General features: G+C 69.5%; 15 protein-coding genes. 3 read left to right on the top strand and 12 right to left on the bottom strand.

Annotated features, from left to right (window positions below; all coding sequences use genetic code 11):
- The first annotated feature begins 17 nt into the window (after window positions 1-17).
- Window positions 18-458: an ATP-binding protein gene (locus ABZ851_RS06070; RefSeq protein ID WP_361122774.1), complete on the top strand. Its 441-nt coding sequence runs from the start codon at window positions 18-20 to the stop codon at window positions 456-458.
- A gap of 11 nt (window positions 459-469) precedes the next feature.
- Here ABZ851_RS06070 and rodA read toward each other — a convergent pair whose 3' ends face one another.
- The 9 genes from rodA to ABZ851_RS06025 all read right to left on the bottom strand — a co-directional run bounded on the left by rodA (window position 470) and on the right by ABZ851_RS06025 (window position 11116).
- Window positions 470-1651, bottom strand: a complete 1182-nt coding sequence (gene rodA, locus ABZ851_RS06065) for a rod shape-determining protein RodA (RefSeq protein ID WP_361123752.1) — start codon at window positions 1649-1651, stop codon at window positions 470-472.
- 29 nt (window positions 1652-1680) lie between these two features.
- Window positions 1681-3831, bottom strand: coding sequence for a penicillin-binding protein 2 (gene mrdA / locus ABZ851_RS06060; RefSeq protein WP_361122771.1), 2151 nt, complete (start codon window positions 3829-3831; stop codon window positions 1681-1683).
- Between the two features lie 48 nt (window positions 3832-3879).
- Window positions 3880-4599 (bottom strand): rod shape-determining protein MreD, encoded by a 720-nt coding sequence (mreD, locus tag ABZ851_RS06055; protein ID WP_361122768.1) that lies wholly within the window; start codon window positions 4597-4599, stop codon window positions 3880-3882.
- A 3-nt stretch (window positions 4600-4602) separates the two neighbouring features.
- Complete coding sequence (mreC, locus tag ABZ851_RS06050; RefSeq protein ID WP_311623727.1) at window positions 4603-5535, bottom strand: rod shape-determining protein MreC; 933 nt, start codon at window positions 5533-5535, stop codon at window positions 4603-4605.
- A gap of 239 nt (window positions 5536-5774) precedes the next feature.
- Window positions 5775-6794 (bottom strand): rod shape-determining protein, encoded by a 1020-nt coding sequence (locus ABZ851_RS06045; RefSeq protein WP_003985182.1) that lies wholly within the window; start codon window positions 6792-6794, stop codon window positions 5775-5777.
- A gap of 294 nt (window positions 6795-7088) precedes the next feature.
- Complete coding sequence (gene ndk / locus ABZ851_RS06040) at window positions 7089-7502, bottom strand: nucleoside-diphosphate kinase (RefSeq protein WP_088797646.1); 414 nt, start codon at window positions 7500-7502, stop codon at window positions 7089-7091.
- A 124-nt stretch (window positions 7503-7626) separates the two neighbouring features.
- Window positions 7627-7980: a DUF4233 domain-containing protein gene (locus ABZ851_RS06035; RefSeq protein WP_328386847.1), complete on the bottom strand. Its 354-nt coding sequence runs from the start codon at window positions 7978-7980 to the stop codon at window positions 7627-7629.
- Window positions 7981-7982: 2 nt separating this feature from the next.
- Complete coding sequence (locus ABZ851_RS06030) at window positions 7983-9497, bottom strand: folylpolyglutamate synthase/dihydrofolate synthase family protein (RefSeq protein WP_361122762.1); 1515 nt, start codon at window positions 9495-9497, stop codon at window positions 7983-7985.
- Window positions 9498-9661: 164 nt separating this feature from the next.
- Window positions 9662-11116 carry a penicillin-binding transpeptidase domain-containing protein gene (locus tag ABZ851_RS06025; protein ID WP_361122759.1) on the bottom strand — a complete coding sequence of 485 codons (1455 nt, stop codon included), beginning with the start codon at window positions 11114-11116 and terminating at the stop codon, window positions 9662-9664.
- Window positions 11117-11382: 266 nt separating this feature from the next.
- On the opposite strand from ABZ851_RS06025, the gene ABZ851_RS06020 reads away from it, so the two are divergent.
- Window positions 11383-12579: a hypothetical protein gene (locus ABZ851_RS06020; RefSeq protein ID WP_361122756.1), complete on the top strand. Its 1197-nt coding sequence runs from the start codon at window positions 11383-11385 to the stop codon at window positions 12577-12579.
- On the opposite strand, the gene ABZ851_RS06015 is transcribed toward ABZ851_RS06020, so the two are convergent.
- Window positions 12545-15166 (bottom strand): valine--tRNA ligase, encoded by a 2622-nt coding sequence (locus ABZ851_RS06015; protein ID WP_361122753.1) that lies wholly within the window; start codon window positions 15164-15166, stop codon window positions 12545-12547. The genes ABZ851_RS06020 and ABZ851_RS06015 overlap by 35 nt on opposite strands.
- A gap of 150 nt (window positions 15167-15316) precedes the next feature.
- On the opposite strand from ABZ851_RS06015, the gene ABZ851_RS06010 reads away from it, so the two are divergent.
- Window positions 15317-16270 carry a hypothetical protein gene (locus tag ABZ851_RS06010; RefSeq protein ID WP_361122750.1) on the top strand — a complete coding sequence of 318 codons (954 nt, stop codon included), beginning with the start codon at window positions 15317-15319 and terminating at the stop codon, window positions 16268-16270.
- A 93-nt stretch (window positions 16271-16363) separates the two neighbouring features.
- Here ABZ851_RS06010 and clpX read toward each other — a convergent pair whose 3' ends face one another.
- Window positions 16364-17647, bottom strand: coding sequence for an ATP-dependent Clp protease ATP-binding subunit ClpX (gene clpX, locus ABZ851_RS06005; RefSeq protein ID WP_086718378.1), 1284 nt, complete (start codon window positions 17645-17647; stop codon window positions 16364-16366).
- Window positions 17648-17815: 168 nt separating this feature from the next.
- Window positions 17816-18493, bottom strand: a complete 678-nt coding sequence (locus ABZ851_RS06000; RefSeq protein ID WP_311623781.1) for an ATP-dependent Clp protease proteolytic subunit — start codon at window positions 18491-18493, stop codon at window positions 17816-17818.
- Between the last annotated feature and the right edge of the window lie 5 nt (window positions 18494-18498).

The raw sequence follows: 18498 nt of genomic DNA, 5'->3' as shown, positions 1-18498 counted from the left end.
CAGGGGAGGGAGACACCGTGCACCCCTCAACCGCGCCCGTCACCCGGACACGCCTCCGCGTCTCGGCGGGCGCCCGGCCGTACGTTCTCACCGCACCGAGCACCCCCACCGCCCCCAAGGCCGCCCGCGATTTCGTCCACGCCGTGCTGCGCCGCACCCAGCTCTCCCCGCTCCTCGACACCGCCGTGCTGCTCACCTCGGAGGCGGTGACCCGCGCGCATCTGCACACCCCGCACACGGCGGACATCCTGCTGCGGATGCTGACCGCCGGGCACGGCCTGCGGATCAGCGTGCACGACCGGGCACCGGTCCGGATTCCGCGCCCGGCGCCCGGCGAGCAGCCGGACGACTACGGGCTTTTGCTGACCGGCCACCTCGCCGACGACTGGGGCACGACGCCGCCCGAGGACCTGCCGCGGCCCACCTCGCTGTGGTTCGAGCTCCACCTCAGGCAGTGAGGTGAGACGGGTCAGCGCGAGGCCGACAGGGGGCGCTGTACGCGGATCGACTGGAGCAGCCCGATCGCGATCCAGACCGCGAACATCGAGGTGCCGCCGTAGGAGACGAACGGCAGGGGGAGGCCGGTGACGGGCATGATGCCGAGGGTCATCCCGATGTTCTCGAAGGACTGGAAGGCGAACCACGCGATGATCCCGGCGGCGACGATGGTGCCGTAGAGCTCGGTGGACTCGCGTGCGATCCGGCAGGCGCGCCACAGGACGACACCGAGCAGCACGATGATCAGGCCCGCGCCCAGGAAGCCGAGCTCCTCCCCGGCGACGGTGAAGATGAAGTCCGTCTGCTGTTCGGGGACGAACTGGCCGGTGGTCTGGCTGCCGTGGAAGAGCCCGGAGCCGGTCAGTCCGCCGCCGCCGATCGCGATCCGTGCCTGGTTGGTGTTGTAGCCGACGCCGGCCGGATCGAGGCTCGGGTTGGCGAACGCGGCGAACCGGGCGATCTGGTAGGCGTCCAGCAGACCGAGCTGCCAGATGGCGACACAGCCCACGACGCCGGTGCCGACCAGCCCGAGGATCCAGCGGTTGGAGGCACCGGAGGAGAGCAGGACGCCCAGGATGACGGCGCCGAGCACCATCACCGAGCCGAGGTCGGGCATCAGCATGATCACGGCGACCGGGACGGCCGCCAGGCCGAGGGCCGTGACGACGGTGCGGTGGCCGGGGTGCGGGCGGTCCCCCGCGTCGACCCGGGACGCCAGGATCATCGCCATGCCGAGCGTGATGGTGATCTTCGCGAACTCCGCGGGCTGGAGCGAGAAGCCGCCGGGGATCGCCAGCCAGGAACGCGAACCGTTGATGGTGGCGCCCAGCGGCGTCAGGACCAGCAGCGCCAGCACGACCGACAGGGCGTAGAGGATCGGGACCGCGCCGCGGAGGGTGCGGTGCCCGAGCCAGATCGTGCCGGCGGCCAGCGCCAGGCCGATACCGAGATTCAGCAGATGGTGCAGGAAGTAGTAGTACTCGTCGCCGTGGTTGAGCTCGGTGCGGTTGCGGGTGGCGGAGAAGACCAGCAACGACCCCATCAGCGACAGCACCAGGCAGGACAGCAGCAGCGCCCAGTCCAGTTTGCGCAGCACCGAATCACGCGCCGTCAGCTTGCCCCAGGTACCGAGCTCGGGGGTGTAGCGCCGGATCGAGAACGCCCGGGAGGTAGGGCTGGTCGTCACTGTGGGCTCTCCGATGGGGACGGCGACGGCGACGGCAGGACATAGGGCTTGATGGGCTGAGCCTCGATGGTCCCGTCACCCTCGATCTTGGGGAGCGAGCCCTGGGGCTTCGGCAGCAGGGCGGCCTTCGGGTTGATGCCCCCCTTCTCGTCGACTCCGTACAGGGCGTTGTAGATGTTGCGTACGGCCGGACCGGAGGCGCCGGAGCCGGTACCACCCTGGGCGATCGTCATAACGATCGTGTAGTCCTTGGTGTACGTCGCGAACCATGAGGTGGTCTGCTTCCCGTAGACCTCGGCGGTACCGGTCTTGGCGTGCATCGGAATCTTGTCCTGCGGCCAGCCCTGGAAGCGCCAGGCGGCGGTACCGCGGGTGGCCACACCCGCCAGCGCGGAATCGATCTGCTTGAGCGTCCTGGAGCTGTCCGGCAGCTTGCCGTGCGGCGTGGGCTTGATCTGCTGCACCTTCTTGCCGTCGGGGCTGACGATGGCCTTGCCGACGGTCGGGTTGTAGAGCGTGCCGCCGTTGGCGATCGCGCCGTAGATGGTCGCCATCTGGATCGGTGTGACGAGGGTGTCGCCCTGCCCGATGGCGTAGTTGATGGAGTCGTAGGCGTGCAGCTTCATGCCTTCGAGGCAGCCCTCACGGGCGAGCTTGGTACCGAAGTCCTTCTTCTTGGGCCAGGCCTTGGCCTGCTTGCACCAGCCGTCCTTGTTGGCCTTCCAGAAGTCGGTCTTCCACTTGCGGTCGGGGACCCGGCCGGTGACCTCGTTGGGCAGGTCGATACCGGTCTCCTTGCCGAGGCCGAACTGGTGGGCGGTCTTGTAGAACCAGTCGTTGGGGTCCTTCTTGGGCTTGTCCCCGCCGTCCTTCTTCCACTCCTCGTGCGAGAGCCGGTAAAAGACGGTGTCGCAGGAGACCTCCAGCGCCCGGCCCAGGCTGATGTCGCCGTGGCCCTCGCCCTCGAAGTTCTTGAAGGTCTGGCCGCCGATGCTGTACGAGCTGGTGCAGGGGTAGTGGCCGTTGAAGTCATAGCCCGCGTTGATCGCGGCCGTGGTCGAGATGACCTTGAAGATCGAGCCGGGGGCGGCCTGCCCCTGGATGGCGCGGTTCAGCAGCGGGTAGTTGGAGTCCTTGCCGGTGAGGTGGGCGTAGTCCTTGCCGGAGATGCCGCCGACCCAGGCGTTGGGGTCGTAGCTGGGGTTGGAGGCCATCGCCACCACCCGGCCGGTCTTGGCCTCCATCACGACCACGGCACCCGAGTCGGCCTTGTAGTTGGTGCCGGTGTTCTTGTCGTGCACCTTGCGGGCGTCCTTCATGGCCTGCTCGAGCTGCTTCTCCGCTATGGCCTGCACGCGTGCGTCGATGCTGGTGACGACGCTCGCGCCGCCCTGGCCCTTCTCACTCTTGGCCTGGCCGATGACCCGGCCGAGGTTGTCGACCTCATAGCGGGTGACGGCGGCCTTGCCGCGCAGATAGCGGTCGTACGTACGCTCCAGACCGGACCGGCCGATCTGGTCGGAGCGCAGGAACGGCGAGCGGGTGTTCTTGGCCTTGTTGATCTCCTCGTCGGTCACCGGCGAGAGGTAGCCGAGCACCTGGGCGGTGTTGGCGTTGCCGGGCTCGGCGTAGCGGCGTACGGCGGTGGGTTCGGCGCTGATGCCGGGGAACGCCTCGGAGCGTTCGCGGATCTGGAGGGCCTGCTGGGTGGTGGCCTCGTCAGTGATCGGGATCGGCTGGTAGGGCGAACCGTTCCAGCAGGGCTGCGGGGTCTTGGCGTCGCACAGCCGGACCTTGTTGCGGATCTCCTTCTCGGACATCCCGAGCACCTTGGCCAGCCGGCCGAGCACGGCCTTGCCGTCGTCCTTCATCTTCAGCAGCTCGGTACGGCTCGCGGAGACGACCAGGCGGGTCTGGTTGTCGGCCAGCGGCACCCCGCGCGCATCGAGGATCGAGCCGCGGGTGGCGGGCTCGATGACCTGCTGGACGTGGTTGTTCTTCGCCTCGGTGGCGTACTCCTGGCCGTTGCGGATCTGCAGATACCAGAGCCGGCCGCCGAGGGTGAGCAGCAGGGAGAAGACCAGGATCTGGATCGCGATGAGCCGGACGCTGACCCGGGAGGTCCGGGCTTCCGGGAGATTACTCATGGCGCGCAGCGCCTCCACGAGGGGTGGTGATCGGAAGGGGACAGGGCGTCACAGTCGCTTGACCCCCTTGATGCGGCCCACCTTGTCGCGGGCCGACTTGCCGAGCAGGCTGCCGCGCTGGCTGCCGATGCCCGTGCCCGTGCGCAGGGATTTCATGGCGCCGCGGCTGGCCTTGAGTCCCGTGCCGGTGGTGAGCCAGCCGTATCCCGCATCGCGGCTGCCGGCGCCGCCGCTCTGGCTGCCGGAACTGTCGCCGGCCAGCAGATCGCCCTCGGTCTTCCGCGCCGCGGCCATCACGAGAGGAACCGTGAAGGGGGCCAGCAGCAGGTCGTAGAGGGTGGCACTGAGCAGCAGTCCGACGATGCCGACATGGCGGGCGGCGGTGTCGCCGACCAGCGAGCCGACGCCGGCGTACATCAGCGTCGAGCCGACGGCGGCGCCGAGGACGACGAGCAGCGGGAGCGTCGCCGAGCGGTGCCGGCCCGAGTCCGGCTTGGTCAAGCCCGCGGCATAGCCGATGACGCAGAGCACCAGCGCATAGCGGCCGATGGCGTGGTCGGAGGGCGGGGCGAGGTCGGCCAGCAGCCCGGCGAAGAAGCCGGTCAGCGCGCCGCCGACATGGCCGTGGACCAGCGCGAGGCCGACCACGACGAGCAGCAGCAGATCCGGTACCGCACCGGGAAGCTGGAGTCTGGCGAGAATGGTGACCTGGATGACGAGGGCGACGACCACCAGCGGGGCCGAGAGCAGGATCCGGTTGATGCGCATCGGTCAGCTCCTGGGTGAAGCGCTCGCGGAGGGGGTGGCCGTGACGGTGACCGTCGGCGTCGGCTTGGGCTTCGCGGGCGCAGGCGGCAGGACGGTGTCGCGGGGGTCCTGGCGGGGCGGTGCGACGACCACGCCGACGATGTCGAGCTGGGAGAACGAGACGAACGGCCGGACCTGGAGGTTGCGGGTCAGATCGCCGTTGGACGGCTCGACCTTGACGACCTTGCCGACGGGCACCCCGGGCACGAACGGCTTGTCCCGGCTGGAGCCGAAGGTGACCAGGCGGTCGCCCCGCTTGATGTTGGCCTTGCCGTTGAGAAGCTGAACGCGCAGCGAGCGGACGCCCTGCCCGTTGGCGAAGCCGATCTCGTTGGTCTTCTCCATACGGGTGCCGACGGTGAAGTCGGGGTCGGCGGCCAGCAGGACGGTGGAGGTGTCGGCGCCGACGGTGGTGACCCGGCCGACCAGGCCGTCGCCGTTGAGGACGGTCATGTCGCGGGCGATGCCGTCCCGGCGGCCGGCGTCGATGGTGACGGTCCAGGAGAAGCCCTGGGCCGACCCGATGGCGATGACCTGGGCGCCCTTGATGCCGTACTGGCCGGTGCCCGCGGTCTTGAGGATCTTGTCGAGCTCGGCGGCGCGGCTGCGGTTGCGGTCGGAGGAGCCGAGCTTGGCCTTCAGCGCCTCGTTCTCGTGCTCCAGCGTGCTGATCCGGTTGTGCCGGCGGCCGGAGTCCCGCACGGCACCGATGGCGTTGCCGACCGGATTGACGACGCGGGCCACGCCGCCTTCGACCGGGCCGAAGGCAGAGGCGGCGGCTTGCCGGGCACCATCGAGCGGGGACTGTTCGCCGCCGCGGATATCGACCGTGATCAGCGCGAACGCGATCGCGATCAGCAGCACCAGCAGCAGCCGGCTCTCTCGTGTGTCCCTCACGTGCGGCGGCCGTGTCCTTCCTCGTAGGACCGGCCGGCTGCGGGCCCCGCCGGTCTCGTTCGGGAGTTGAGCGTTGTGCCTGATGTGACGGCGCCGGATGATGAAGCGTCAGGACACCGTGTCTGTCGGGATGTTGTGCCTGTATATCAGCGATCCGCCGGGCGGACCGGCCGGGGTCGCCAGGGGCCCCGGCCGCCGCGGACGCCGTTCGCCGGCCGCGGCGCGGGGCCCGGGCCGTGCTACCTGCGCGGCTGGGAGTCGAGGACCTGCTGCAGCGCCTCGAACTCCTCGACGCACTTGCCGGAACCGAGCGCGACGGAGTCGAGCGGGTCCTCGGCGATGTGGATGGGCATACCGGTCTCGCGGCGCAGCCGCTCGTCGAGGCCGCGGAGCAGGGCGCCGCCTCCGGTGAGCACGATGCCGCGGTCCATGACGTCACCGGACAGCTCCGGCGGGCACTTGTCGAGCGTCGTCTTGACCGCGTCGACGATGGAGTTGACCGGCTCCTCGATGGCCTTGCGGACCTCGGCGGCCGAGATGACGACGGTCTTCGGCAGGCCGGAGACCAGGTCACGGCCGCGGATCTCGGTGTGCTCGTCCTGTTCGAGGTCGTACGCCGAACCGATGGTGATCTTGATGCTCTCGGCGGTGCGCTCGCCCAGCAGAAGGCTGTACTCCTTCTTGATGTGCTGGATGATCGCGTTGTCGAGTTCGTCGCCGGCCACCCGGATGGACTGCGCGGTGACGATACCGCCGAGCGAGATGACCGCGACCTCGGTGGTACCGCCGCCGATGTCCACGACCATGTTGCCGGTGGCCTCGTGGACCGGCAGGCCGGACCCGATCGCGGCGGCCATCGGCTCCTCGATGATGTGGACCTGGCGCGCGCCGGCCTGGGTCGAGGCCTCGATGACCGCGCGGCGCTCCACCCCGGTGATGCCGGAGGGAACACACACGACGACCCGCGGGCGGGCCAGATAGCGCCGCTTGTGGATCTTCAGGATGAAGTAGCGGAGCATCCGCTCGGTGATCTCGAAATCGGCGATCACGCCGTCTTTCAGGGGCCGTACGGCGACGATGTTGCCGGGCGTGCGCCCGATCATCTTCTTCGCCTCAGCACCTACCGCGAGAATCCCGCCGGTGTTGGTGTTGATGGCCACGACCGACGGCTCGTTGAGGACGATGCCGCGGCCCCTGACGTACACCAGCGTGTTGGCGGTCCCGAGGTCGACAGCCATGTCACGGCCGATGAACGACATGTTGTTCCCCATGAGGATACGTCTGGCCTTCCCAACTGGAGCGAATGCTTACTGGAGGTCGGCAGGAGGTGATGCGCTGTGCGGCGCGGAAGCCTCCATCGTAGTTCGTAGTGCGCCCACTCGAACACGTCGGGAGGCTGTTTCGCCATTGTCAGCCGTACACGCACCCGCCCCCCTTAATGGTGACGTCGTGTCGCGGTGATGCGTTCCCCCGATCGTGTCGTATACACCAAAGGGCGACCGATGATTTTTTCGGTCGCCCCTGGTCACGAGGGGTGTGAAGCTGACGAGACGTCAGGAGATACCGGGGAAGAAAATCTTGATTTCACGCTCTGCGGACTCTTCGGAATCCGATGCATGGATCAGATTCTCTCGGGTGATCGTTCCGAAGTCCCCACGAATGGACCCACCCGGCGCGGCAATCGGGTCAGTCGGACCGGCGAGCGTCCGCACGCCCTCGATCACCCGCTCGCCCTCGACGACCATCGAGACCACCGGTCCGGAGGACATAAAGGCGACCAGGGGCTCATAGAACGGCTTGCCGACGTGCTCGGCGTAGTGCTGCTCAAGCAGCGCGCGGTCCAGGCTGCGCAGCTCCAGCGCGCTGATCGTCCAGCCGGCCTTTTTCTCGATACGGCCGAGAATCTCGCCGATCAGACCGCGCTGGACGGCGTCGGGCTTGAGGAGGACGAGGGTGCGCTGGCTCACGGAGGAACTCCCTGGATATGAACAATGGTCAGCGGGTGAACCGAGGCTACATGGGTGACCCGGCCCCGGGCGGCCCCGCCCCCGGCCACCTTCCCCGGACCCGGGGCGGCGCCGGCGTTCTGGCTCAGGCCGGCTCGCCCGACGCCTCGGCCTGCGCGGCCCAACGGGCCTTCGCCTCATCGATCTTGCGTCCGAAGTGGACCGACGCCCACCACAGGGCCGCGAAGACCGCGCCCAGGAAGAACATCGTCGGGACCACGAAACCGGCGGCGATCAGGGCGAGCTGCAGCACCCAGCCGAGCTGGACGCCCCCCGGGCGGCCGAGCATCCCGCACAGCAGGAGGCTCAGCAGCATCCCGATGCCGCTGACCGTCCAGACCGTGGCCGCCGGCAGGTCGGTCATCTGCATTGCGACCAGGCCCGCGAAGCCGATCACGAAGAATTCACCTATCAGGGTGCTCGCACACAGGGTGCGCATGATCAGCCCCTTCCCATCAGCAGCCGGGCCTCGCCGACCGTGATCACGGAGCCGGTCACCAGCACGCCCGCTCCGGAGAACTCGCCCTCTTCCTCGGCAAGGGTGATCGCGGCCTCCAGGGCGTCGTCGAGCCGCGGCTCGACCTGGACCCGCTCGGCGCCGAAGACCTCGACGGCGACGGCGGCCAGCTCATCGGGATCCATCGCACGATGGCTGGAATTACGTGTCACCACGACCTCGGCGAAGATCGGCTCGAAGGCCTCCAGGAAGCCGCGTACGTCCTTGTCCCCGCTGGCCCCGACGACGCCCACCAGCCGGCTGAACCCGAACGCCTCGGTGACCGCCTCGGCCGCCGCCCGCGCACCCGCGGGGTTGTGTGCCGCGTCCAGCACGACCGTCGGGCTGCGCCGTACGACCTCCATCCGGCCGGGCGAGCTGACCGCGGCGAACGCGGAGCGGATGGTGTCGAGGTCCAGCGTGCGGGCGTGGTCCGAGCCGACACCGAAGAACGCCTCGACCGCGGCGAGCGCCACCGCGGCGTTGTGGGCCTGGTGGGCGCCGTACAGCGGCAGGAAGATCTCGGGGTACTCGCCGCCCAGTCCGCGCAGGGTCAGCATCTGACCACCGACCGCGACCTCGCGGCTGAGCACGCCGAACTCCATGCCCTCGCGGGCGACCGTGGCGTCCACCTCGACCGCGCGCTTGAGCATCACCGACGCCGCGTCCACCGGCTGCTGCGCCAGCACGACCGTGGCGTCCTTCTTGATGATCCCGGACTTCTCGCCGGCGATCTGCTCGGGCGTCTCGCCCAGCCGGTCGGTGTGGTCCAGGGAGATCGGGGTGACCACGGCGACATCGCCGTCGATGACGTTCGTCGCGTCCCAGGTGCCGCCCATGCCGACCTCGACGACCGCGACGTCCACGGGGCTGTCGGCGAAGGCGGCGTACGCCATGGCCGTCAGCACCTCGAAGAACGAGAGGCGGTACTCCTGCTGGGAGTCGACCATCTCCACGTACGGGGCGATGTCCCGGTAAGTCTCGATGAACTGCTCGGCGGAGATCGGGGCGGCGTCCAGGCTGATCCGCTCGGTGATCGACTGGACGTGCGGGCTGGTGTAACGGCCGGTGCGCAGGTCGAAGGCGGACAGCAGGGCCTCGATCATGCGGGCGGTGCTGGTCTTGCCGTTGGTGCCGGTGATGTGAATGGACGGGTAGGCACGCTGGGGTTCGCCCAGGATGTCCAGCAGCGCCGCGATGCGCTGCACCGACGGGTCGAGCTTGGTCTCGCCCCAGCGGCCGGCCAGCTCGTCCTCGACGGCGCGCAGCGCACGGTCGACCTCGGGGTCGGCGGGGCGGGCAGGGATCCCGTCCCCCTGCGGCGGCCCGGCCTGGGCGCGCAGGGTCCGGCTGCCGGCCTCGATCACCGCAAGGTCGGGGTCACGGGTGGTCTCCGCCTCGACCAGTTCGTCGAAGGCTTCGTTCGGGTCGGGGTCGTCGTTCTGGGGGCGCTCGCTCACGCCGACCAGTCTACGAGGCACGTGTGACAGCGGTGCGCTGCGCTGCCCCCTCCCGGGTACCAGGCCGCCCGAGGGGGCGGGAGGCCGGCGCGACCGGCCCCGGACCGCGCCCGTACGCCGGGCCCGGCCCCGGACCCGTACGCCAGAGCCGTCCCCCCTGCGCCCTAGGCCAGCGCCGCCTTCATCATCGCCCGCGCGGTCGGTGCCGCCAGCCCGTTGCCGGAGACCTCGTTGCGGGCGGCATGCCCGTCCTCGACCATCACGGCCACCGCCACCCGGTGCCCCTTGCCGTCCTCGGCGTAGGAGACGAACCAGGCGTAGGGCGTACCGCTGTTGTCGACGCCGTGCTGGGCGGTACCCGTCTTGCCGCCGACGGTCAGTCCGCCGATCTTCGCGCCGGACCCGGTGCCCTTGTCCACGACCGTCCGCATCGCCGACTTCAGCTGCCCGGCCGTGTGCGCCGACACGGCCTTCCCGCCGCGGTACGCCGCCGGGCCGAAGTCCTGGACGGTGTTGCCGCCGCCGTCGGTCAGCCTGTCGACCAGCTGCGGCTTCTTGAGCTCACCGCCGTTCGCGAGGGCCGAGGAGACCATCGCCATCTGCAGCGGGGTCGCCTGGTCGTCGAATTGGCCGATCCCGGACAGCGCGGTCTGCGCCTCGTCCATACCGGAGGGGTAGACGCTCTTGCCGGCCCGCACCGGGGTGTCCACCTTTCCGTCGTTGAAGCCGAACTTCTCGGCCTGCGCCTTCACCTTGTCCTTGCCCAGGTCGACGGCCATCTTCGCGAAGACGGTGTTGCAGGAGTACTGGAGCGCGGTGCGGATGTCCGCGTTCTTGCAAGGCGCGGCGCGGTTCTCGTTGGTGAGCTTGGTGCGGGTGTGCGGGAGGGTGTACGGGTCGGGGCTGTGGGTGGCCTCGTCCACCGAGGAGTACAGACCGTTCTCCAGCGCGGCCGCGGCGACCACCAGCTTGAAGGTGGAGCCGGGCGGCAGCGGCTGCCGCAGCGCCCGGTTGACCTCGGGGTCGTCCGGGTCGGCGGACATCTTCTTCCATGCCTTCTGGTCGGACCCGTCGGACCCCGCGAACGTCCCCGGATCGTACGAGGGGGTGCTGACCATGCCCAGGATCCGCCCGGTGTCCGGGTCCATGGCGACGGCCGCGCCCTTCTTGCCGTCCAGCGCCCGGTAGCCGGCCTTCTGCACCGCGGGGTCGATGGTGGTGGCCACGTCGCCGCCCTTGGCCCGGGTGCGGGTCAGCGCGTCGGCGGGGCTCTGCAGCCGGCTGTCGGAGCCGTCGAGGAGGTCGCCGTAGAGGCTCTCCAGCTGGTTGTGGCCGAAGATCTGCGAGGTGAAACCGGTGACCGGGGCGTAGAGCGGGCCGTCCTTGTAGGTCCGCTTGTACTTGAGCGTGGAGGAGGTGGCGGCGGAGCCGGTCACGGGCTCCTGGCCGACGAGGATGTTGCCCATCGGCGCCGCGTACTTGCCGATCGCCACCCGCGGATTGTGCGGGTCCTCCTTGTACTCGCCGGCCTTCGCGCCCTGGATCCAGGTGGCCCAGCCCATCAGCGCGACGATGAGGGCCAGGCAGAAGATCGAGGCCCGGCGCAGGGGCTTGTTCATGGAGCGCGGCTCCTCGGTGGGGGGCGGGCGGTGGTGCGGGCATTCCGGCATTCCGGCATTCCGGCATTCCGGCATTCCGTTCCACCGTGCCCCGGCTTTATGAGAGCGCGATGAGAACCGCCGGACCGGCCCCTGCGGGACAACTTTCCGCCGCCGTTCGCCCTCTTCCACGGCGGGCTGTCCACGCGCCCCCGGGATCACGATCATCACCACACAGCGCACGGGAAGGCTGGAGCTGAGGACCGGTGCCGGCAATCAGTCAGCGGATGCATTTGGTACTGCTCACCGCCTGGACGGTGCTGTGGTTCGTCCTCGTCGAACCACACGGCGGCTTCTCCTGGCACTATCTGCGCACCGGCGGCGAACTGATCTACCAGGGCGACGCGGGCGACGGCTCCGGCGGCCTGAACCTCTACGCGCACCACCCCGAGCTCCAGATGGGCCCGCTCAGCTTCCTGACGGCCGGCCTGTTCAACCCCTTCCCCGAGGCCACCGGGCAGCTCCTGGCCGCGGCGCTGATGTCGCTGCTCGGCCTGGTCATCGTGGTGCTGGCGGGCCGCAGCGCCGCCTTCCACTTCCTGGGCACCGGCACCAACCACCAGCGGCTGCGGCAGCGCGTACTGATCGCCGGGCTGGCCTTCATCCCCATGTGGACCGAGGTCGCGGTCCGCTTCGGGCATCTCGACGACGTCCTCGCGCTGTTCTTCACCGCCCTCGCGGTACGTGCCCTCACCCGCGGCAACGCCGCGCTCACCGGCGTCTGCCTGGCCCTGGCGATGGATTCCAAGCCCACCGCGCTGGCCTTCCTCCCGCTGCTGCTCGCCCTGCCGAGGGAGAAGTGGCTGCGCGCCGGGGTGTGGTGCGCGGGCCTGGTCGCCCTCGCGTGGCTGCCGTTCTTCGTCGGCGACCCGCAGTCCTTCGCCGCGGCGAAGTTCGCCATCCCCAACCATCCGGCGTCCGCACTGCGCTGGCTGGGCGTCGGCGACCCCGAGACCCCGGGCTGGGACCGCCCCGCCCAGGCCGCGCTCGGCCTGGCACTGGGCTCGGTCGCCGTGTGGCGGGGGCGGTGGGCGGCGGTGGTGCTGCTCGGCGCCAACGCCCGTATCGTCCTCGACCCCAGCGTCTACACCTACTACACCGCGTCGGTGCTGCTGGGCACCCTGCTGTGGGACGTGATCGGCCAGCGCCGGCTGGTCCCCTGGTGGAGCTGGCTGGCCCTGCTGGTCCTCTACGGCAGCGTCTTCGCCGTGCCCGACGACGCCGCCCGGGGCCTGATCCGTCTGGCGTTCGTGACCGTCTCGACGGCGTATGTCCTGCTCTGGCCGGTACGCGAACGGGGCCGTCGGGGGCCGGGACGGCGCAGGCCCCCCGCCCGTACGGACGAGGGGCCTGCGCACGACGGTCCCGGGGACGGCCCGGGGCCCGCGGTTACGCCTGGGGCAGGGCCGCCAGCTGCGCCGTGATCCGGACGATGTCCGCCTCCGCGGCCTCCAGCCGGCCGCGGATCTTCTCCACGACCTTCTCCGGCGCCTTGGCGAGGAACGCCTCGTTGCCGAGCTTGGCGGTGGCCTGCGCCTTCTCCTTCTCGGCGGCGCCCAGGTCCTTCGTCAGCCGCTTGCGCTCGGCCTCGACGTCGATCGCGCCGGACAGGTCCAGTGCGACCGTGGCGCCCGCGACCGGCAGCGAGGCGGTGGCGCTGAAGCCCTCACCGGCCGGCTGCAGCCGCAGCAGCGAGCGCATCGCGGCCTCGTGGGGCGCCAGCGCCGTGCCGGACAGCTCCAGCTGCGCCGGGACCTTCTGGCCGGGCTGCAGCCCCTGGTCGGAGCGGAAGCGGCGGACCTCGGTCACCACCTGCTGGACGGTCTCGATCTCCCGCTCGGCCGCCGCGTCCCGGAAGCCGGAGTCCTTCGGCCAGTCGGCGATCACGACCGACTCACCGCCGGTCAGCGTCGTCCACAGGGTCTCGGTGACGAACGGGACGACCGGGTGCAGCAGCCGCAGCGTGACGTCCAGGACCTCGCCCAGCACCCGGCGCGAGGCGTCGGCGGCCGGGCCGCCCGCCATGAACGTGGTCTTGGACAGCTCGACGTACCAGTCGAAGACCTCGTCCCAGGCGAAGTGGAAGAGGGTGTCCGACAGCTTCGCGAACTGGTAGTCGTCGTAGTACGCGTCGACCTCGGCGACGACCGAGTTCAGCCGGGACAGGATCCACCGGTCGGTCGCCGACAGCTGCTCGGCGGGCGGGAGTTCGCCCTCCACCGTCGCACCGTTCATCAGCGCGAAGCGGGTGGCGTTCCAGATCTTGTTGGCGAAGTTCCGGGAGCCCTGGACCCAGTCCTCGCCGATCGGGACGTCGACACCGGGGTTGGCGCCGCGGGCGAGGGTGAACCGGACGGCGTCGGAGCCGTAGGCGTCCATCCAGTCCAGCGGATTGACCGCGTTCCCGAAGGACTTGGACATCTTCTTGCCGAACTGGTCACGGACCATGCCGTGCAGCGCGATGGTGTGGAACGGCGGGGTGCCGTCCATCGCGTACAGCCCGAACATCATCATCCGGGCGACCCAGAAGAAGAGGATGTCGTAGCCGGTGACCAGGACGGCGTTGGGGTAGAACTTCCCGACGCTCGGGGTCTGCTCGGGCCAGCCGAGCGTGGAGAACGGCCACAGCCCGGAGGAGAACCAGGTGTCCAGGACGTCGGTGTCCTGCGTCCAGCCCTCGCCGCTGGGCGCCTCGTCGTCGGGTCCGACGCAGACGACCTCGCCGTCCGGGCCGTACCAGACCGGGATGCGGTGGCCCCACCACAGCTGCCGCGAGATGCACCAGTCGTGGAGGTTGTCGACCCAGCCGAAGTAGCGGGACTCCATCTCCTTGGGGTGGATCGCGACCTTGCCGTCGCGGACCGCGTCACCCGCGGCCTGCGCCAGCGGACCGACCTTGACCCACCACTGCATCGACAGCCGCGGCTCGATGGTGGTCTTGCAGCGCGAGCAGTGGCCGACGGAGTGGGTGTACGGGCGCTTCTCGGAGACGATCCGGCCCTCGGCGCGCAGCGCGCCGACGATCGCGGACCGGGCCTCGAAGCGGTCCAGGCCCTGGAACGGGCCGTGCGCCGTGATGACGCCGCGCTCGTCGAGGACGGCGAGGTTGGGCAGGTCGTGCCGGCGCCCGATCTCGAAGTCGTTGGGGTCGTGCGCCGGGGTGACCTTGACCGCGCCGGTGCCGAACTCCGGGTCGACGTGCTCGTCGGCGACGACCGGGATCCGGCGGCCGGTCAGCGGCAACTCGATCTCGGTGCCGACGAGATGGGCGTAGCGCTCGTCCTCCGGGTGGACGGCGACCGCGGTGTCGCCGAGCATCGTCTCGGCGCGGGTCGTCGCCACGACGATGGCGGCGTCGCCCTCGCCGTACCGGATGGAGACCAGCTCGCCGTCGTCGTCCTGGTACTCCACCTCGATGTCCGAGATGGCGGTCAGACAGCGCGGGCACCAGTTGATGATGCGCTCGGCGCGGTAGATCAACTCGTCGTCGTAGAGCCGCTTGAAGATCGTCTGGACGGCCTTGGACAGGCCCTCGTCCATGGTGAAGCGCTCCCGCGACCAGGCGACGCCGTCGCCGAGCCGGCGCATCTGGCCGGAGATCTGGCCGCCGGACTCGTTCTTCCACTGCCAGACCCGCTCGACGAACGCCTCACGGCCCAGGTCGTGCCGGGAGACGCCCTCCTTGGCGAGCTCGCGCTCGACGACGTTCTGGGTGGCGATACCGGCGTGGTCCATGCCCGGCTGCCACAGGGTCTCGTAGCCCTGCATGCGCTTGCGGCGGGTGAGGGCGTCGATCAGCGTGTGCTCGAAGGCGTGGCCCAGGTGCAGGGAGCCGGTGACGTTCGGCGGCGGGATGACGATGGTGTACGGCGGCTTGTCGCTCTTCTCGTCCGCCTCGAAGTAACCCCGCTCTACCCAGCGCTCGTACAGCGGCCCCTCTACATCGGCCGGCGTGTACTGAGTCGGCAGTTCGGGGGCGCTGTGGTTGCTCTGCTGAGTGTTCTCGGTCACGACGCACAGTGTACGGGCGCGGATGTCGCAGCTTCGAATCGGTTTCGCCCCCGGGGCACCGGCTGTCAGCGGCGTCATACAGGATGTCGGAAGCGTATAAACATCACGCAGCACTCAACTGGCTTCAGTTGTCACGAGGGGAACCGCTCCATGAGCTTCAACCAGCCGCCTCCCGGCCCGTACGGCCAGCCGCCCCAGCAGCCCGGTCCGTACGGCCAGCCGCAGCAGCCGCAGGCCCCGCAGCCGGGCTACGGCTACCCGCAGCAGGGCGGCCAGGTCCCGGGTCAGCAACAGGGCTACGGCTACCCGCAGCAGGCCCCCCAGCAGGGCTACGGCTACCCCCAGCAGGGCGGCCAGCCCGGTTACGGCCAGCAGGCTCCGTACGGCGGCCAGCAGACCCCCTACGGCACGATCCCGCAGGGCGCTCCGGAGAGCGGTGGCAACGGCAAGAAGATCGGCCTGATCGCCGGCGCGGTCGCGGTCGTCGCGGCGATCGGCGTGGGGGCGTACTTCGCGTTCGGCTCGGGCGGGGAGGTGAAGCCGTACACCATCTCGCTGCCGGACTCGCTGCTGAGCGGGCAGTTCAAGAAGGTGCAGAAGCCCGGCAGCTCGGGTGCCGCCGAGGACTTCACCAACGACAAGGAAGCCAAGGCGCTGGGCATCACGAACGCCAAGGGCCTCAGCTCCGGCTACAAGAGCGGCGCCGGGCTGCAGCTGACGGTCAGCGGCGTCTACGGCAACGTCGCCGACCCTGACGGAACCGTGGGCCAGGTGTTCGCCAAGGTGGACGAGGGGCAGAAGAAGACCTTCGAGAGCAAGGGCGCCAAGATCGAGGACGTCACCCCGACGACCACGTACTCGCCGAGCGACTTCGACGGCTCGGTGATGAAGTGCCGGACCCAGAAGGTCACGATCTCGCAGGGCGGGGTGACCGTACCCGTCACCGTCTCCACCTGTGTCTGGGGCGACAGCAGCGCCATCGGCGTCGTCCAGGCCGCGTCCGCACCGTCCCCCACCGGTGGCACCACCGCCACGACACCCGGCGCGGAGGAGCTTTCCGAGAAGACCGCCAAGATCCGCAACGAGGTCCGCAAGGAGAAGTAGCGGCGTCCGGCACCGCCACCGACCCGCGACGACACGAGAGCCGCCCGGCAGCGATCACGCTGCCGGGCGGCTCTCGTGGTGCGTGCGGAGCGCCTACGCGCTCTTCTCCTGCGGCTCCCCCGACTCGCCGCGGCCCCGCGGCACCAGGGTCGGGTTCACATTCGAGTGCACGACGTCCTCGGTGATGACGACCCGGGCGACGTCCTTGCGGGACGGGATTTCGTACATCACCGCCTGGAGGACCTCCTCCATGATGGCGCGCAGACCGCGGGCGCCGGTGCCGCGCAGGATGGCCTGGTCGGCGATGGCCTCCAGGGCCGGGCGGTCGAAGTCCAGCTCGACACCGTCGAGTTCGAAGAGGCGCTTGTACTGCTTGACGAGCGCGTTGCGCGGCTCGACCAGGATCTGCAGCAGGGCCTCGCGGTCGAGGTTGTGGACCGAGGTGAGGACGGGCAGGCGGCCGATGAACTCCGGGATCATCCCGAACTTCACCAGGTCCTCCGGCATGACGTCCTGGAGCTGGTCCTTGGACTCGATCTCGCGCTTGGAGCGGATCGTGGCGCCGAAGCCGATGCCCTTGGCACCGGACCGGGCCTCGATGATCTTCTCCAGGCCGGCGAAGGCACCGCCGACGATGAAGAGGACGTTGGTGGTGTCGATCTGGATGAATTCCTGGTGCGGGTGCTTGCGGCCGCCCTGCGGCGGGACCGAGGCGGTGGTGCCTTCCAGGATCTTCAGCAGCGCCTGCTGGACGCCCTCGCCGGAGACATCGCGGGTGATCGAGGGGTTTTCGCTCTTCCGGGCGACCTTGTCGATCTCGTCGATGTAGATGATGCCGGTCTCGGCCTTCTTGATGTCGAAGTCCGCGGCCTGGATCAGCTTGAGGAGGATGTTCTCGACGTCCTCGCCGACGTAGCCGGCCTCCGTCAGCGCCGTGGCGTCGGCGAAGGCGAACGGCACGTTCAGCATCCGGGCGAGGGTCTGCGCGAGCAGGGTCTTGCCGGAGCCGGTGGGGCCGAGCAGCAGGATGTTGGACTTGGCGAGCTCGATGCCCTCATCGCCGCGGCCGGGGCCGTTCTCGCCCGCCTGCACCCGCTTGTAGTGGTTGTAGACGGCGACCGAGAGCGCCTTCTTGGCGGGGTCCTGGCCGACGACGTAGCCGTTCAGGAACTCGTAGATCTCCCGCGGCTTGGGGAGCTCCTCCCACCGCACCTCGGAGGTCTCGGCGAGCTCCTCCTCGATGATTTCGTTGCAGAGGTCGATGCACTCGTCGCAGATGTACACACCAGGTCCCGCGATGAGCTTCTTCACCTGCTTCTGACTCTTTCCGCAGAATGAGCACTTGAGCAGGTCGCCGCCGTCACCGATGCGTGCCACGAGGTGCTTCCCCTTCGCCTGGGATCCGCATTGCTCCACGGACCCGGGTGCTTGCCTATCGACGGTACCTTGCCGGGCCCCCCGTTCGGGCCCCCCTTGGACCGACTCGGTTCACTCGATCCGATTCGGTCCAAGGGGGCAACGCTCCGGCTCACTTCGCGAGGATCGTCAGCCGATGGAGACGGACGACTTCCGCGTCGAGACGATCTGGTCGACCAGACCGTACGCCAGGGACTCCTCGGCGGTCAGAATCTTGTCACGCTCGATATCGTCACGGATCTTCTCGACCGGCGTGGAGGAGTGCTTGGCCAGCAGGTCCTCCAGCTGCGAACGCATCCGCAGGATCTCGTTGGCGGCGATCTCCAGGTCGGAGACCTGACCGCGGCCGGTCTCGCTGTAGGGCTGGTGGATCAGCACCCGGGCGTTCGGCAGCGCCATCCGCTTGCCGGGGGTACCGGCGGCGAGCAGCACGGCCGCGGCGGAGGCCGCCTGGCCCATGCAGACCGTCTGGATGTCCGGCTTCACGAACTGCATCGTGTCGTAGATGGCCGTGAGCGCCGTGAAGGAGCCGCCGGGGCTGTTGATGTAGATCGAGATGTCCCGGTCCGGGTCCATCGACTCCAGGCACAGCAGCTGCGCCATGACGTCGTTGGCCGAGGCGTCGTCGATCTGCACCCCGAGGAAGATCACGCGCTCCTCGAAGAGCTTCGCGTACGGGTCGTACTCGCGCACGCCCTGCGAGGTGCGCTCGACGAAGCGCGGGACGATGTAGCGCGACTCGGCCACCGGGCCCGAGTACTCGGACTCGGGGCGCTGGTAGAGGCCGCTGCCGGGGAAGTTGTTCATCGTGG

Origin of the sequence: Streptomyces sp. NPDC047049 (genome assembly GCF_040643995.1) — a bacterium.
GTDB classification, from domain to species: Bacteria; Actinomycetota; Actinomycetes; order Streptomycetales; family Streptomycetaceae; genus Streptomyces; species Streptomyces mooreae.
The sequence above is the reverse complement of the archived record's forward strand: the minus strand, read 5'-3'. Positions and strand labels throughout refer to the sequence as shown.